Source organism: Agromyces albus (genome assembly GCF_004134825.1).
Lineage (GTDB): Bacteria > Actinomycetota > Actinomycetes > Actinomycetales > Microbacteriaceae > Agromyces > Agromyces albus.
Window position 1 is genome coordinate 1 of the sequence record NZ_SDPN01000015.1, and the last position, 14,763, is coordinate 14,763.

Here is a 14,763-nt window from a genome sequence, read left to right on the forward strand (position 1 = left end):
AGCCAGGGGCGACCACGGCGGCGGCTGCGTCGGCGGCAGTGCCTTCGCCTGCAGCGGCGGTGGCCTCGGTGCCCCCAGCGGCCATGGCCCCGCCGACGGTGGGGCAGCCGCCCGCGGCATCCGTACCCCGTCAGGGCGCGGGCCGCTCGGGCCGCTCCGGCGTGCAGGTGCTGCTGCTGACGCTCGGCGTCGTGCTCATCTCGGTCACGGCGATCGTGTTCCTCTTCGTCGCGTACCTCGTGGCGAGCCTCGAGGTGCGCTCGGTGATCATCGCGGCCGCGAGCGTGCTCGTGCTCGGGGTCGCGTGGCTGCTGCGGGTTCGTCGACTGCCGGGCACCGCAGAGGGCGTGGCATCCGTCGCCATCGTGCTGTTGCTGCTCGACGTGTGGATCGTGCGAGCCAACGGCCTGTTCGACACCGACACGATCGGCGCTGCCGGGTACACGGGCGGCGCCCTGCTCGTCGTCGCGCTGCTGCTCTCTGGGGTGCGTGCCGTGAGCGGCATCCGCGTGGCCGGGTTCGCTGCGGCGGGCCTCGCGCCGGTCGGCGTCTTCCTGCTCACGTTCGAGGCGGCGCCCGAGTCCGAGTTCGCCACCGGCGTGTGGCTCGGATCCCTCTCCGCGTCGCTGCTCGGCACGGCGGCCTTGCTCCTGCCTCGCTCGACCGAGCGCGTGATCCTGCTCTCCGCGGGATTCGCCGCCGGCGGCCTCGGGTTGCTGTCGGCTGCGTGGGCGCTCCCAGACGTGGAGTGGAACGAGCTCTGGACGTTCCTCGCGATCGCGGCAGCGTGGCTGCTCGCGCTCGTCGCGTTGCACCTCCGTGGCGCGGGCGTATCACCCGCGTGGGCGCGGATCGCGGCTCCCGCATTCGGAGCGGGCCTCGCCCTCGCACCCGCCGTCTCGATCGCCTTCGAGCTCGACTCCGACGTCGCCATCTGGCTCGCACCGGCGGGGGCCGTCGCCGTCGCATCGGTGATCGCCGCCGGTACCCGCTCGGCCCGGCCGCTCTCACGGGACGCGTTCCGGGCGTGCATCGCCGCTGCCGCCGTGACGGTCGCCGCGGCGATTCCGGGGGCGTTCTTCGGCATCGGTGCGGTCTTCACGCGGTTCTCCGCGAGTATTCCGCCGTGGCAGCTCGACGCCGATGCACGCATCGAGACCATCTGGCCCGAGTACGACTCGGGCGCTGTGCTCGTGCCGTTCGTGATCGCCGCCGGCGCTCTCATCGTGGTGTGGCTCATGGGCCACGCGCGCCGGCTCGCGGCAATCCCGGTCGGTTCGGCACTCACCGGCGTGCTCGTCACCGGCGCGCTCTCACCGGGCACCGCGGCCTCGGCGGCAGTGCTCCTCGCCCTCGCAGCCGGCGCACTCGCGCTCGCCGCCACGCTGCGGCGCTTCACCGTGCCCGGCCTTCTCGTGACCCTGCTCATCGTCGGCGCAAGCGGGGGCGCACTCGCGTGGTGGGTCGGCTATGCGAGCGTTGCGATCTGGCCGTGGGCGATCGCCGCCGCCATCGCGATCACCATCGCGGGCAGGGTGTTCGCACACAGGGTCTGGACCGCGGATGCCGCGCCTCGCGCCGGTGCAACGCTGCTCGCCATCGCCGCTGCGCTCCTCGCCGCCGCCCTGGTCTCGATCCCGCTCTGGCTCGACGCGGCCGATGTCGAACTCGTCGCGCCGTGGACGTCGCCCTGGATGTGGCTCGCGACCGGCGGTGCCGTGCTGCTGGCGGGTGCGGCGCTCGTGCGGCGCGGCACCCCGCGCGACCAACTCGCCGTCGTCGTCCCCCTCTTCGCTGCATCCGTCGTGGCGCTCGCGGCCCTCGCCTTCGAGCCCGAGCTCGACCTGCGCTGGCTTCCTACGCTCGTGTTCGTCGTCGCGGGCATCCTGTGGGTGCGTGTAGGCACTTCCTCGGCGATGCGCATCTCGTTCGCCGCCGCGACGCCGCTCGCCCTCTCCCTCGCATCATCGTTCGCCGTCGACGAGGTGTTCGGCCCCGAGTTCGCGGGAGTCGGCATCGCTGGAGCGACGCTGCTCTCCGCCGCGCTCGCGCACTCGGCTCCGCCGGCCCACGTGCGGAACCTGCGGTTCGCGTGGAGTGCCGCGGTCGGCCTCGCCGGCGTCATCGCCCTGCTGATGGGCGCAACGGGAACGTCCGCGAACGACGAGCTGTGGCTCGTGCTGCTGCTCCTCACTCCCGTGCCGATCGTGATGGCGGCGTTGTACGGCGACCCCGTCGGCAGCGAGCAGCCGAGTCGGCACCTCGCCTGGCTGAGCCTTGCGCTCGGTGTCGCGACGGTCTGGGCGTGGCTCGCCGGTGACGGCGTCGACAACGTCGAGGCCTACACACTCCCCCTCGCGGCCGCACTGGGCGTGGCGGGCGGGCTGATCACCTGGCGACGAGCCACCGGTGACTCCCGCGCTTCCGGCCGCACCGCGCTCTTCGGTACGGCTGCCGCGATCGCGGTGCTGCCGAGCGTGGGTTCGAGCGGAGACTCCGAGTTGCGCACCCTCGTGCTCGTGTCGATCGGCATCGTCGTGGCCGTCGCCGCCGCGTTCCTGCCGGAGTCGGCTCGTGGGGTACCCGTGCGACTGCTCGGCGTCGTTGCCGGCTGGACCGCGGTCACCGGCGCGGCTCTCGTGCGCGGCTCGGCGATCGCGAACGGCGCCGACGACAGCGTGCTGTTCGTCGAGTTCTGGCCGCTCGTGGCGCTGGCTGCGGGCGCGGCGATCGCGCTGACGTGGACGCGGGTCGAATCGCGGCCCGCGTGGATCGCCGAGGCGTTGCTCGCGGCATCCGTCGCCCTGACAGCCCTGCCGACGGTGCTCGCGATCGTGTCCGGCGAACAGCCGACACTGCGTGCCGCGGTGCTGTTCCCGCTGCTCGCGCTCGCGCACATCGCTGCCACCGCGACGACCGCGCGGCCGATCGCCGGGCCCGCCTTCAGCTGGGCGACGATCGGAGTGCTCGCGCTCGGCGGCCTCGCGGTCCTCCTGCCCGGCGAGGTCGATCCGTTCGACCTCGTCACGGCCTCAGTGGGCGTCGCGCTTCTCGGCGCGGGATGGTTCCGGATGCACCGCTCCCCCGAACTCGGCAGCTGGCCGGCGCTCGGTATCGGTCTCGCGGTGCTGCTGATCCCGTCGCTCGTCGCCGACTTCACCGATCCCGAGCTCTGGCGGAACGTCGCGCTCGGCATCGTCGCCGCCCTCGTGGTGCTCGCCGGGGCCATGCGGCGCCTCCAGGCGCCGCTGCTCCTCGGCGGCGGCGTGCTGCTCGTGCACGCCATCGTGCAGCTCTGGCCGTGGATCACCGACCTCTATGAGGCCGTGTGGTGGTGGCTGTGGCTCGGCATCGCGGGCGTGCTGTTCGTGGTGCTCGCCGCGACCTACGAGCGCCAATTGCGCCTCGCGCGCGGCACCATCCGCTTGATCGCCGAGTTGCGGTAGGAGCTCGTCACCACGGCCGCCTCGCAGCATCCGTCAGAAGCGCTCAACCCACTCCGCACGCCAGTCGGGCGCAGGGAACGGCTGCGACCAGTACGCCGTCTCCTTGGCGATCTTCCCATCGCGCAACTCGAAGATGAACACCGTCTGGTAGATCGCGCCGTCACCGTAGTCGAGGTCGGCCTCGGCGACCCAGAGATCGCCTTCTCCGGTCAGTCGCCGCGGTGTGATCTTCGGCAACTGCGGAAAGGCGCGGTAGACGCCCCGCCGATTGTCACCGCCGACGATGCGCTCGCCCGACTGCGGCCACTCCATGACGGCGTCCTCGTGGAATACGGCATCCATGCCGTCGACGTCACCGGCGTTCAGCGTTGCGATCAGCGCCTCGATCGTCTCTCGACCGCTCATGTGCATGCTCCTTCGAACGGAGGCCGCACGCACACCGTGCAAGGACGGACCCCTGCCGTGTATTACGATGATGCAGTGCCCGCGAGCGGGTGCTCGGGGATGTAGCTCAATGGTAGAGCCTCAGTCTTCCAAACTGATTACGCGGGTTCGATTCCCGTCATCCCCTCCAGATACGGCAACAACGCTCAGTCATCGTGATGGTGGTCGTGCGCCTCGCGTTCGCCCGTGAGCACCGCCACAGGCTCGGCGCAGGCGTCGCCGCGCCACGCCTCCACGCCCTCGCGCACCGCGAAGCCCGCGATCACGAGGGCAGCGACCGCGTCGGCCCACGCCCAGCCGAGCAGCGCGTTGAGGAGAAGGCCCACGAGCAGCGCCGCCGAGAGGTAGCTGCAGATGAGGGTCTGCTTCGAGTCGGCGACCGCCGACGCCGAGCCGAGCTCGCGGCCGGCGCGCCGCTCGATCCAGCTGACCACGGGCATCACCACGAGGCTCACGGCCGCGAGTGCGATGCCCACCGGGCTCGGCTCGGGCTCGCGCACCCCGGCGAGCGAGAACATCGCGTCGACCGAGACCCACGCGGCGAGCGCGAAGAACGACACCGCGATGATGCGCAGTGCCGTGCGCTCGCGGCGTTCAGGGTCGGGCGCCGCGAATTGCCAGGCCACCGCGGCCGCGGAGAGCACCTCGACGATCGAGTCGAGTCCGAAGCCGATGAGGGCAGCGGACGACGCGGCCGCACCGGCGGCGAGGGCGATGATCGCCTCGATCACGTTGTAGGCGATGGTGACGTAGACCACCGCACGGATGCGCCGCTGGAGCACGACCCGGCGCGAGGCATCCGTCGTCTGAAGCACAACTCGACGCTACCTCGATCCACCCTCGCGCCGGATCCTCCGCGTGGATATGCTCGCGCTCAAACGAGGAAGCGACACCGTTCGGAGGCGCCCATGACCAAGACATGGCTCTACCGATTGCGACTCAATCGCATCGAGCTGCTCACCGAGGGTCCGACGCCCGATGAGGCCACGGCACTCGAGGGGCACTGGAACCACCTCGTGCGGCTCCGAGAGGAGGGCCGCGTGATCTTCGTGGGTCGCAGCGACGAGACCGATCCCGAGCGCCTCTTCGGCGACGTGGTCTTCACCGCTCCAGACGAGGCGTCGGCGCGTGCCGTGATGGAGTCCGATCCGGCGGTCTTCGCCGGCGTGCAGAGCGCGACGCTCTATCCCATGAAGGTGTTCATGGTCGACGCAGCGGCGCTGCCGCCAGAGGAGGAATGAGGCGAATCGGCCGGCCCGCCGCATCCGTTCGACGCAGGCATCACACCCCGGTGAGCCGAGGCTCTCCTTCCTTGAAATACGCGGGGGGCGGCGTAGCGTTGACCAGGACATACGCCAGGGAAGGGTGGAATCGATGACCGACACCAAGGATGCACCGAAGACTTCGAAGACCGGATCCAACGCCGACGTCGCCGCGGGCGTCGCGCAGTTCCTGACGCCCGTCGTGCATGAGCTCGTCGCCCTCGCCGTGAACGGCAAGCAGGCGCACTGGCACGTACGCGGCGTGAACTTCATCGCCGTTCACGAGCTCCTCGACGAGGTCGTGGCGCACGCCCAGGAGTGGGCCGACCTCGCCGCCGAGCGAGTCGTCGCCCTCGGCCTTCCGATCGACGGGCGCCTCGCGACCGTGGCCAGCAAGAGCGACGCCGCGAACCCGAAGCTCGGATTCCAGCCCTATGAAGAGGCGATCGCGGATGTCGTCGCTCAGATCGACGTCGCTGCCGAGAAGGTGGGCGACGCCGTCGAGGGTCTCGAGAAGCTCGACCCCGTGAGCCAGGACGTCGCGATCGAGATCCGCCGCGGACTCGACAAGGACCGCTGGTTCCTCTTCTCGCACATCTCCGTGAAGTAACGCCGAGCCGACCCGCGATGGCGGGCTGACGGGCCCGGGTGCAGAATGCCGATATGACCGCGGATGCACCCGGGCCCGCGTCGTCTCCCGACGACGTCACGGGGCTCACCGATGCGCAGAAGTCGCTGCGGGCGCAGATGCTCGCGACCGAGCACTGGAGCCTGCTCGCCTCGCGCTCGACGACGCAGAGCGAGGTGCTGACCCGCATCGCGATCTTCCTCACGCTCGTCTCGGCGGGACTCGTCACCCTGGGCGTGCTCGGAAACGCCACCGAGTTCCGCGGCTGGTTCGGCGTCGCCGCGCTCGCGGTGCTGTTCCTGCTCGTGCTGCTCGGGGTGATCACGCAACTGCGCGTGTTCAACACCGCGACGGAGGACCTGGTCTACGTCCTCGCCATGAATCGCCTCCGCGGTGCCTATCTCGACCTCGACCCCGGGATAGAGCCGTACTTCATGACTGGTACGACCGACGACGGGGCCGGGGCTGGCAAGACGTACTACCCCTTCGCCGACCGCGACCGCTCGCAGGTCTTCGGAAGCTCCATGATGCTGATCCTCGTCGTGAACAGCGCGCTCGCCGGGCTCTTCGCGGGCGCTCTGACCTATTCGCTCGCCGGGTCCGTGGGCTGGTCGATCGCCGCGGGCGTCGTCATCGCGATCGCCGTGTTCCTGCTCTGGATGTCGTGGGGATACCGGGGCTACCTTCGGGTGATGCGGCTGCATGTGCCGATGCGCCGCAGTGACGGCGGATGACCCGACCTCCTAGCGCTGCAGCCAGGTGATCACCGCGAGCACACGTCGGTGATCGGTGCCCGAGTCCTCGAGCGCGAGCTTCTGGAAGATCGAGGTGACGTTCTTCTCCACGGCGCCCACGCCGATGAAGAGCTGCTTCGCGATGCCCGCGTTCGTTCGGCCCTCGGCCATGAGCTCGAGCACCTCGCGCTCTCGCGGGGTGAGCGACTCGAGGGGGTCGCTGCGCCGCGAGAGCAGTTCGCGCACGACTTGCGGGTCGAGCACGGTGCCGCCCTCGCTCACGCGCTCGACGGCGTCTTTCAGCTCGTCGAGCGAGGCGATGCGATCCTTCAGGAGGTACCCCATGCCGCCCTCGCCTGACGAGAGCAGCTCGTGCGCATACGTGCCCTCGACGTATTGGCTCAGGAGCAGCACGCCGAGCCGCGGCCTGCGCCGGCGCAACTCGATGGCCGCACGCACGCCCTCGTCGCGGAACGTCGGCGGCATCCGCACGTCGAGCACCGCGACGTCGGGCCGGGTCTCGTCGAGCTCGGCGAGCAACTCGTCGGCGTCGCCGTAGGCGGCGGCCGTCTCGAAGCCGGCCTCGTCGAAGAGCCGCACGAGACCCTCACGCAAGAGCACCGAGTCCTCGGCGAGCACGACGCGCAACGGGCCGCGGGCGGAGTCGGTCATGCCCCCACATTAGCTGCGGAGCACCACGCGAGGCCGCCCACGGCCCGTCGTCGGTCATCGATTCAGTCGGCGGATGCCGCGAGCGGCACATACGGGATGTGCGCGCCGATCGTCGTCGGCCCGCCCACCGGGCTGTCGATCACGAGCATCCCGCGCAGGCCGTTCACGCGCTCCTCGAGCCCCGCGAGCCCATGACCGGGAGCCGGCGCCGCGCCGCCGCGGCCGTTGTCGATCACCCACAGGTCGAGCCAGTGTCCGGATTCGCCCGTATCGCGGGTCGACACGCGCAAGCGGATGCCGGTGGCTCCTGCGTGCTTCGCGGCGTTCGTCAGCAGCTCGGCGGCGATGAAGTACGCGTTGCGTTCGATGACGGCCGGCAGGGCGGCATCCGTGGGCACCTCGACCTCGCGGGTCACGGGCACCGGGCTGCGCGACGCGAGCGACTCGAGGCCGGCGGCGAGCCCGCGGTCCTGCAGGATCGGCGGGGCGAAGCCACGGGAGAGCGCCCGCAACTCGTCGAGCGCCTCTCGCGCCTGGTCGCGCGCCTCGAAGAGCAGGGTACGAGCCGAATCGGGGTCGCCGTCGAGCTTGCGTTCGATCGCGGCGAGATCCATCTGCAGGCGCACGAGCCGCTGCTGCGGCCCGTCGTGGATGTCGCGCTCGAGACGGCGGAGGGAGGTGTCCTCAGCCTGCACGGCCGCACCGCGTGACGCGGAGAGATACTGCACCTCGCGTTCGAGCGCCTCGGAGCGCCAGGCGCCGAGGACCCCGCGGGCGATGAGGTCGTGGAGCACCGTGAGGCCGCGGAAGACGAACGGCAACATGAGGAGGAACAGCACGCCGAGGATGATCTCGAACACCGTTTCGCCGACCTGCGGGTCGAAGTCGAACGTGTTGCCCGGCACGAGAAAATCGAGCACGACGTCGTGCAGCCAGAAGTCGCGTCCATCGCCATCGGGGATGTACCGCTGCCAGATCCAGCCGGTGGTTCCGGCGAGCGCCACCGAGGTCCACGCGACCGTGATGCTCCAGGTGACGACGCTGACGATGGGATTGATGACCATCCCGTGCAGCAGGTAGAGCCAGTAGTGGCCATCGATGAACGGTGCGAACATCGTGCGCCAGAATCCCTGGTTGCGATCGGCGTGGTCCCACGCCGGGCGCCGCACTTCGGGGCGCCCAGCCCACCGCAGGCGCACGAGCTCGAGCGTGCCGAAGCCGCGCGCGATGAAGAGCGATGCGACGACGATGAAGATTCCGAAGACGATGAAGATCAGGCCGAGCCCGGTGAAGAACGTGGTCGCGAGCACGACGAGGCCGAGGATCGCGATCGGCATCGTGAGGATGAGGAAGGCGAACTCGCGCGGCACGCTCGCCCACAGGGCGCCGTAGCCGGGGCGCCGCCGGGGCGGGGCATCCGTTCGCTCGAGAGTCATCGTGCTCGTCTCAGTGCTCGGCTCAGTGGTCATGGTGCTCATGGCTGGTCTCCTCCGTCATTGTCGCCTGTTGGCCGGGCTCCACGACGGCGAATTGCCCCATCATGCCCTGATCTTCGTGCCACAGCAGGTGGCAGTGGTACATGTACGGCGTGTCGGGATCGGCGTAGTCCTCGAAGCGCAGGATGAGTTCGAACTCGGTCTCGGGCTGCGCGAAGAACGTGTCCTTCCAGCCCGCGAGCTCAGGGGGCGGCGCGGCCCCGTCGATCGAGGCGATGCGGAACTGCACGTCGTGCACGTGGAAGCTGTGCGGCATCGAGCTCGTGTTCGTCACGATCCACCGCTCGGTCGTGTCGACGGTGACGGTCTCGTCGATGCGGCCCATCTCCATCTCGTCGTCGTTGATCTCGAATCCGTTGAGGTCGAACGTGCGGGTCGTCGTCACCGCCGTCTCGTCAACGGGAGGAATGGTGTTGAGTCGCTCGGGAACGGCGGGTGCAGGGTCGAGCGTGTCGGCGGCCCGCAGTTCGAGCACGTCGAACGAGTCGGTACCGCCGTTGCTCGCCGCGATCATCGACTGCATGCCGGCGATCTCGGGGGTCATCTTCGACTGCAGCACGATCCGCTCGCCGGGCACCATGCGCACGAGCACTTCGGCGCGCTCGCCGGGCGAGAGCAGCACCCGGTCGAGTTCGACGGATGCCTCGAGCAGCCCGCCGTCGGTCGCGATGAGCTCGATCGGCCGCCCGTCCGACCAGCCGAACGCATAGCTGCGCGCCGTCGAGGCGTTGAGCAGGCGCAGTCGCACGAGCTCGTCGTCGACGTCGAGGAACGGGCCGCGCGTGCCGTTCACGATGAGCTCGTCACCGAGGGCGCCGGCGAATCCGTGTCCGCGGCCCTCCTGCTCGCCCTCGGCGGAGAATCCGGCATCCTGCACGATGACGGGCACGTCGTCGACGCCGTACTCGCGCGGAAGGTCGAGTACGGCTTCAGCGTCGTCCTGCACGAGGAACATGCCGGCGAGGCCGCGAGCGACGTGATCCTCGGTGTCGCCGTGCGGGTGCGGGTGGTACCAGAGTGTCGCCGCCTGCTGGTCGATGTCCCACTCGGGCGACCACGAGGCGCCGGGCTCCACCATCTGGTGCGGGCCGCCGTCCATCTCGGCGGGGAGGTGCATGCCATGCCAGTGCACGGTCGTGGGCTCGTCGAGGCTGTTGGTCAGATCGACGCGCACGTGCTCGCCGCGCTTCGCGACGATCGTGGGGCCGAGGTAGCTGCCGTTGAAGCCCCACGTGTTGCTCGGCTCCCCCGGCTCGAACTCGGTCGAGCCGGCTTGCGCGTCGAGCGAGAAGACCCGGGTGCCGTCGGTATCGACGGTCGACGCGGCGAGCGGCGGAATGCTGAGCGGGGTGTCGAACTCGACATCGCCGACGGTGGACACCGGAGAGGGGCCGACGAGGCCGCAACCGGCGAAGGACACGGCCACGAGGCCGCCGGCGGCGATGGCCGCGAGGGCGCTCAGCGTCGCGCGCGGGCGGCGCAGGCGTTCAGGTGAGAGACGGGGTGCAACTGGCATGCCTCCAGCCTCGCGAGCGGGGGTTCGACGCCCCAGCCGGTGTGCGCCCGGATCGGGGCGGGGGTTTTCCCCCGCCCGCCGCGGTCAGAGCGAGTCGTGCGTGAAGCGGCCCGCGAGGAGGGTCGCCGCCACGGGCATCCGTCTGAGGTCGTCGCCGGATGCCGCGAAGGGGTCGAGCTCGATCACCGCGAGATCAGCGACCGATCCCGCCGTCACCGTGGCGCCGTGCCCGCCCGTCGACGCGGCGAGCGCGACACGCACGTCGATCGCCTGCTCGGCGTGCCAGGGCTCGCGCCCGTCGCGGCTGCGAGCGACGGCGGCCGACATCGCGATCCACGGGTCGAGCGGCGCCACGGGGGCATCGGAGCCGAGGGCGAGCTCGACGCCCGCCTCGGCGAGGTCGGCGAGCATGAAGGCGCGGTCGGTGCGGCCGGGCCAGTACCGTTCGGCGACGTCACGGTCGTCCATGGCGTGCTCGGGCTGCACGCTCGCGACGATGCCGAGCGCGGCGAAGCGGGCGACGTCTTCACGACGGAGGAGTTGTGCGTGCTCGATGGAGCCGCGGCATCCGACGTCCTCGAAGGCGTCGAGCACGATCGCGTTCGCCTGGTCGCCGATGGCGTGCACGGTGGGCGTGATGCCCGCCTCGTGGGCCGTGCGCATGAGCGGCACGAGCTCGTCGTAGGGCACGGTCGAGAGCCCGTAGGGATGCTCGCCGGGGCCGCGGCCTGGATAGGGATCGAAGCACCAGGCCGTTCGGGTGTTCAGCGAGCCGTCGGTGATGATCTTGTGCCCGCCGACGGTGACGAGGCCGCCGGTTCCCGGCACCTCATCGCCCGTGTGCAGCCCCTCGGCGATCGCGCGATCGAGGTGCTGCGTGTAGATGCCGAAGGCGACGCGCAGCGCCGTCGAGCCGTCGGCGGCGCGGCGCGCCCAGTCGTCGCGGTTCCAGCGCATCTCGAGGTCGACGATGCCGACGACGCCGCGAGCGGCGGCCCGGCGTGCGGCGTCGGCGACCCAGCCATCGAGCACGTCGTCGGCCACGTCGTCGATCTCGCGCAGCATCCGGAAGGCGTCGTCCTCGCGGAGCAGTCCGCTCGCGTCGGTGAGGTGTTCCATCCCGTGGCGGCGCAGCGCCACCGAGTTCAGCCAGCAGGAGTGCAGGTCGGCGGAGACGAGCACGACGGGCACGTCGCCCGAGACGGCGTCGAGCACTGCGCGGCTCGGGGCATCCGTCCAGAGCGCGTCACGATAGCCGAAGCCGATCACCTCGAGGTCGCCGCGGTCGACGGATGCCGCGACGAGCGCCGCGGCCGCGGAGGCCGAGCGGGCCTCGGCGAGATCGAGCCGGCGCGACACCATCGCCCACTGGGAGAAGTGCACGTGCCGGTCGTGGAGGCCCGGCACGACGAATCGGCCGTCGAGCTCGATGCGACGGGCATCCTGCGCGGGCCGCTCGGATTGCCCCGACGGCTCGACGCCCGCGGGCGTGATCTCGGTGACCGTGCCGCCGGCGAGGTGCAGGTCGACCGCGCTGTCGGCGCCGGGCAGCCGTGCTCCGGCGAGGACGAGCGGCGTCGCGCCGCTCATGCGCGGGCTGCCCGGATGGTCTCGTGCGTGCGGCGCATCTCTGCGGCGAGCGCGGGGCTCGCGTAGGGGCCGTCGCCCTCGAGTTCGGCGATGATGCGGTCGACGGTCTCGGCGGGCTTGTTCTGGCTCATCTTGTTCTTCGCGACGAACCGGGTGATGGGAATGCGCAGGCCCACGGTTCCCGTGGCGATGGAATCGGCATAGGCCGAGTTCTCGGCGGTGCCCCGCATGCGACGCGGTTCGGGCATCGGATCCTCGAAGTGGTCGACGAGCGCTTCGAGCACGCGCAGGTTCTCGTCGGCGCTCAGGAGCTCGGGGGTGCCGTAGAGGTGCGCCGTCACGAAGTTCCACGTGGGCACGGCGGGGCTCGCGTCGTACCAGCCGGGCGAGATGTAGCCGTGCGGGCCCTGCACGATGACGAGGATCTCGTGGCGGCCGAGCTCGTGCACGACGTCGTCGGGACGACCCACGTGGGTGAGCAGCACGATGCCCTCGGCGGTCTCGTCGAGCAGCACGGGATAGTGGGAGGCGACGAGGCCCGCGGCGGACGTCTGGCTGACGATCGTCATCCACGGGTGCTCGCGGATCAGGCGCTTGACGGCGTCTTCGCTCGCCATGGTGAAACTCGGGTTCTGTCGCATGTCTGTTCCTGGTTCCTCGGAGGTCTCGTACCGCCCTGCGGGCAGTGCACTCAGCCCACTCTCGCCTCGCGCCGCGCGCGCTGCGCGACGGGGTCGGCGACCGGCGCCGCGTCGAGCAATTGCCGCGTGTATGGATGGTTCGGCGCCGAGAGCACCTGCTCGCGCTGCCCGATCTCGACGATACGCCCGCGCTGCATGACCGCGATGCGATCGCTCAGCGAATCGACGACCGCGAGATCGTGGCTGATGAACAGGCACGCGAAGCCGAGGCGCTCCTGCAGCTCGCGGAACACGTCGAGCACGCGAGCCTGCACCGAGACGTCGAGCGCGCTCGTGGGCTCGTCGGCGATGAGCAGCTCGGGATCGAGCGCGACGGCCCGGGCGATGGCGACCCGCTGGCGCTGACCGCCCGACAACTCGTGCGGATACCGCTCCTGCCATCCTCCGCTGAGCCCCACGCCGTCGAGCAGCCGGTCGACGGCATCGTCGAGCGCGCGCCCGCGGAGTCGCCGGTGCACACGGAGTGGCTCGGCGACCGCGTCGCGCACCGAGAAGCGCGGGTTCAGCGACGTCGTCGGATTCTGGAACACGACACCTACGCGTTGGCGCAACTCCCGCAGCTCACGACCCTTCGCCGTCTTGAGCTCTCGCCCCGAAATCCGGATGGAGCCGCTCGCCACCGGCGCGAGCCCGACGCTCGCGAGTCCCGTCGTGGACTTGCCCGAGCCCGATTCCCCCACGAGCGCGACGATCTCGCCGCGTCGAACGCTGAGGCTCACGCCGTCGACGGCGCGAACCGTGCGTCCGCGGCTGCGGTATTCGACGACGAGCTCGTCGATGTCGAGCACGGGGGCCGGCTCGCGCGGCGGCGCGGTGGCGGCATCCGCTGTCTCCGTGATGGCCCGAGCGGATGCCGGGACCGACGGTCGCTCGGTCACGACCAGACGAGCGCCGATGCGCGGCACCGAAGCGAGGAGCTCCCGCGTGTAGTCGTTCCACGGCTCGGCGAAGAGCCGCTCGGCGCTGTCGCACTCGACGACGACGCCGCGGCGCATCACGGCGACCCGGTCGGCGAGGTCGGCGACGACGCCCATGTCGTGGGTGATCAGCAGGATGCTGCTCTGCAGCCGCCCACGCATGCGACGGAGCACGTCGAGCACCTCGGCTTGCACCGTCACGTCGAGCGCGGTGGTCGGCTCGTCGGCGATCAGGAGCTCGGGGTCGCCCGCGAGGGCCATGGCGATCACGACACGCTGGCACTGCCCGCCCGAGAGCTGGTGCGGATACTGACCGAGTCGGGTCTCGGGATCGGCGATCTCGACGAGACGCAAGAGCTCGATCACGCGGGCGCGCACAGCAGCTCGATCTCGACGGCGATCATGCAGGCGCACCGCCTCGGCGATCTGGAACCCGATCGTGAGCACCGGATTCAGGGCGGCGAGCGGGTCTTGGAAGATCATCGCCACGCGAGAGCCGCGCACCTCGCGCAGGCCCTTCGGGTCGAGGCCGATGAGCTCCTGGCCGTCGAGCATCGCCGATCCCGTGACCGTAGCGTTCCGCGGCAGCAGGCCGAGGAGCGACATCGCTGTCATGCTCTTTCCCGATCCCGATTCGCCGACGAGCGCGAGCACCTCGTTGCGGCCGATCTCGAACGAGACGTCCTCGACGGCGACGTTCCGCTGCCCGTCGACATCGAACTCGACGCCCAGGCCGGCGACGCGCAGCAGCGCATCGGGGGTCGGCTCAGTCATCGCCGAGCCCTCGTTCGGCCTTGTAGGCCTCCCACTCGCCGAGCATCTTGCGGTGGTACTGCGCGAGCCACGTCATGTAGTCGCTTCCGTTGCGGAGGCGACGGCGAACGTCGGTCTCGTCGTCGCCGGCGATATCGAAGCCGTGCTCGATGAGCTCGCGCTGGCGATCGAGATAGCGCCGCTCGCCCGCGAGGAAGCTCCCCCACGGGTCGTCGTCGGCACGGAAGTAGTGGTTGCGATCGCCCGGCACGACGTGCCGCTTGATGAAGCCGGCATCGACCATGCGGCGCGTGGACATCGACACCGACCCCGCGCTCGCGTTCAACACCTTCGCGAGCTCAGCCGACGAGATGTACGGCTCTTTCATGATCATGAGGTAGCCGAGGATGCGGCCGTCCATGCGCGGGCTGCCCGCTTGCTCCCAATAGAGCCCGAAGTCCTCGGCGAACTCACGCCGCCGCCGCTCACGGTCGTCGGTCTCCTGAACTCTGTCCGGCGTCGCGGTGTCGTCGTGTGCTGCCATGGATCAGGCCCGTTTCCCTCGGTTTCGCTGACGTGCTGCGTCGTGCCGCAGCCTATTCGA

The 14,763-nt window shown here is 70.4% G+C and carries 13 protein-coding genes and 1 tRNA gene; 5 read left to right on the forward strand and 9 right to left on the reverse strand.

What is annotated here, in order from left to right; genetic code table 11:
- The coding region (locus ESP51_RS09690) for an SCO7613 C-terminal domain-containing membrane protein (protein ID WP_206737267.1) at window positions 1-3,446 on the forward strand (3,446 nt) is incomplete at its 5' end.
- 33 nt (window positions 3,447-3,479) lie between these two features.
- Here the strand turns inward: ESP51_RS09690 and ESP51_RS09695 are convergent.
- Window positions 3,480-3,851 carry a nuclear transport factor 2 family protein gene (locus ESP51_RS09695; RefSeq protein ID WP_241843091.1) on the reverse strand — a complete coding sequence of 124 codons (372 nt, stop codon included), beginning with the start codon at window positions 3,849-3,851 and terminating at the stop codon, window positions 3,480-3,482.
- A 95-nt stretch (window positions 3,852-3,946) separates the two neighbouring features.
- On the opposite strand from ESP51_RS09695, the gene ESP51_RS09700 reads away from it, so the two are divergent.
- Window positions 3,947-4,020 (forward strand) — tRNA-Gly (locus tag ESP51_RS09700).
- Between the two features lie 16 nt (window positions 4,021-4,036).
- Here the strand turns inward: ESP51_RS09700 and ESP51_RS09705 are convergent.
- Window positions 4,037-4,705, reverse strand: coding sequence for a cation efflux transmembrane domain-containing protein (locus ESP51_RS09705; RefSeq protein ID WP_129520707.1), 669 nt, complete (start codon window positions 4,703-4,705; stop codon window positions 4,037-4,039).
- Between the two features lie 93 nt (window positions 4,706-4,798).
- On the opposite strand from ESP51_RS09705, the gene ESP51_RS09710 reads away from it, so the two are divergent.
- The 3 genes from ESP51_RS09710 (at window position 4,799) to ESP51_RS09720 (ending at window position 6,514) form a co-directional block, all read left to right on the forward strand.
- Entirely contained in the window at window positions 4,799-5,131 is a 333-nt protein-coding gene (locus tag ESP51_RS09710) for a YciI family protein (protein ID WP_129520708.1), read from the forward strand.
- Window positions 5,132-5,264: 133 nt separating this feature from the next.
- Window positions 5,265-5,762, forward strand: a complete 498-nt coding sequence (locus ESP51_RS09715) for a Dps family protein (protein WP_129520709.1) — start codon at window positions 5,265-5,267, stop codon at window positions 5,760-5,762.
- Window positions 5,763-5,815: 53 nt separating this feature from the next.
- A complete protein-coding gene (locus tag ESP51_RS09720; protein ID WP_129520710.1) occupies window positions 5,816-6,514 on the forward strand; it encodes a hypothetical protein in 699 nt (232 codons plus the stop codon).
- A 9-nt stretch (window positions 6,515-6,523) separates the two neighbouring features.
- On the opposite strand, the gene ESP51_RS09725 is transcribed toward ESP51_RS09720, so the two are convergent.
- From ESP51_RS09725 to ESP51_RS09755, 7 genes are all read right to left on the reverse strand, one after another.
- Window positions 6,524-7,186, reverse strand: a complete 663-nt coding sequence (locus tag ESP51_RS09725) for a response regulator transcription factor (protein WP_129520711.1) — start codon at window positions 7,184-7,186, stop codon at window positions 6,524-6,526.
- A gap of 62 nt (window positions 7,187-7,248) precedes the next feature.
- The gene (locus tag ESP51_RS09730) at window positions 7,249-8,664 is read right to left on the reverse strand and encodes a sensor histidine kinase (protein ID WP_241843092.1); all 1,416 of its coding nucleotides are present in this window, start codon (window positions 8,662-8,664) and stop codon (window positions 7,249-7,251) included.
- Window positions 8,645-10,198, reverse strand: coding sequence for a multicopper oxidase family protein (locus ESP51_RS09735; RefSeq protein WP_129520712.1), 1,554 nt, complete (start codon window positions 10,196-10,198; stop codon window positions 8,645-8,647). Before ESP51_RS09735 ends, ESP51_RS09730 begins: the two co-directional genes overlap by 20 nt.
- An 84-nt stretch (window positions 10,199-10,282) precedes the next feature.
- Complete coding sequence (locus ESP51_RS09740) at window positions 10,283-11,788, reverse strand: amidohydrolase (RefSeq protein ID WP_129520713.1); 1,506 nt, start codon at window positions 11,786-11,788, stop codon at window positions 10,283-10,285.
- A complete protein-coding gene (locus tag ESP51_RS09745) occupies window positions 11,785-12,429 on the reverse strand; it encodes an FMN-binding negative transcriptional regulator (protein WP_129520714.1) in 645 nt (214 codons plus the stop codon). The genes ESP51_RS09740 and ESP51_RS09745 overlap by 4 nt, the downstream gene beginning before the upstream one ends.
- A 50-nt stretch (window positions 12,430-12,479) precedes the next feature.
- Entirely contained in the window at window positions 12,480-14,180 is a 1,701-nt protein-coding gene (locus ESP51_RS09750; protein ID WP_129520715.1) for a dipeptide ABC transporter ATP-binding protein, read from the reverse strand.
- Complete coding sequence (locus tag ESP51_RS09755) at window positions 14,173-14,703, reverse strand: GbsR/MarR family transcriptional regulator (RefSeq protein WP_129520716.1); 531 nt, start codon at window positions 14,701-14,703, stop codon at window positions 14,173-14,175. The genes ESP51_RS09750 and ESP51_RS09755 overlap by 8 nt, the downstream gene beginning before the upstream one ends.
- Window positions 14,704-14,763 lie beyond the last annotated feature (60 nt).

What these genes read in the sequence shown, in the direction of transcription:
- ESP51_RS09695 (WP_241843091.1), bottom strand. Translation starts at nt 3,851, where the DNA reads ATGAGCGGTCGAGAGACGATCGAGGCGCTGATCGCAACGCTGAACGCC.
- ESP51_RS09710 (WP_129520708.1), top strand. Translation starts at nt 4,799, where the DNA reads ATGACCAAGACATGGCTCTACCGATTGCGACTCAATCGCATCGAGCTG.
- ESP51_RS09715 (WP_129520709.1), top strand. Translation starts at nt 5,265, where the DNA reads ATGACCGACACCAAGGATGCACCGAAGACTTCGAAGACCGGATCCAAC.
- ESP51_RS09720 (WP_129520710.1), top strand. Translation starts at nt 5,816, where the DNA reads ATGACCGCGGATGCACCCGGGCCCGCGTCGTCTCCCGACGACGTCACG.
- ESP51_RS09725 (WP_129520711.1), bottom strand. Translation starts at nt 7,186, where the DNA reads ATGACCGACTCCGCCCGCGGCCCGTTGCGCGTCGTGCTCGCCGAGGAC.
- ESP51_RS09730 (WP_241843092.1), bottom strand. Translation starts at nt 8,664, where the DNA reads ATGAGCACCATGACCACTGAGCCGAGCACTGAGACGAGCACGATGACT.
- ESP51_RS09735 (WP_129520712.1), bottom strand. Translation starts at nt 10,198, where the DNA reads ATGCCAGTTGCACCCCGTCTCTCACCTGAACGCCTGCGCCGCCCGCGC.
- ESP51_RS09740 (WP_129520713.1), bottom strand. Translation starts at nt 11,788, where the DNA reads ATGAGCGGCGCGACGCCGCTCGTCCTCGCCGGAGCACGGCTGCCCGGC.
- ESP51_RS09745 (WP_129520714.1), bottom strand. Translation starts at nt 12,429, where the DNA reads ATGCGACAGAACCCGAGTTTCACCATGGCGAGCGAAGACGCCGTCAAG.
- ESP51_RS09750 (WP_129520715.1), bottom strand. Translation starts at nt 14,180, where the DNA reads ATGACTGAGCCGACCCCCGATGCGCTGCTGCGCGTCGCCGGCCTGGGC.
- ESP51_RS09755 (WP_129520716.1), bottom strand. Translation starts at nt 14,703, where the DNA reads ATGGCAGCACACGACGACACCGCGACGCCGGACAGAGTTCAGGAGACC.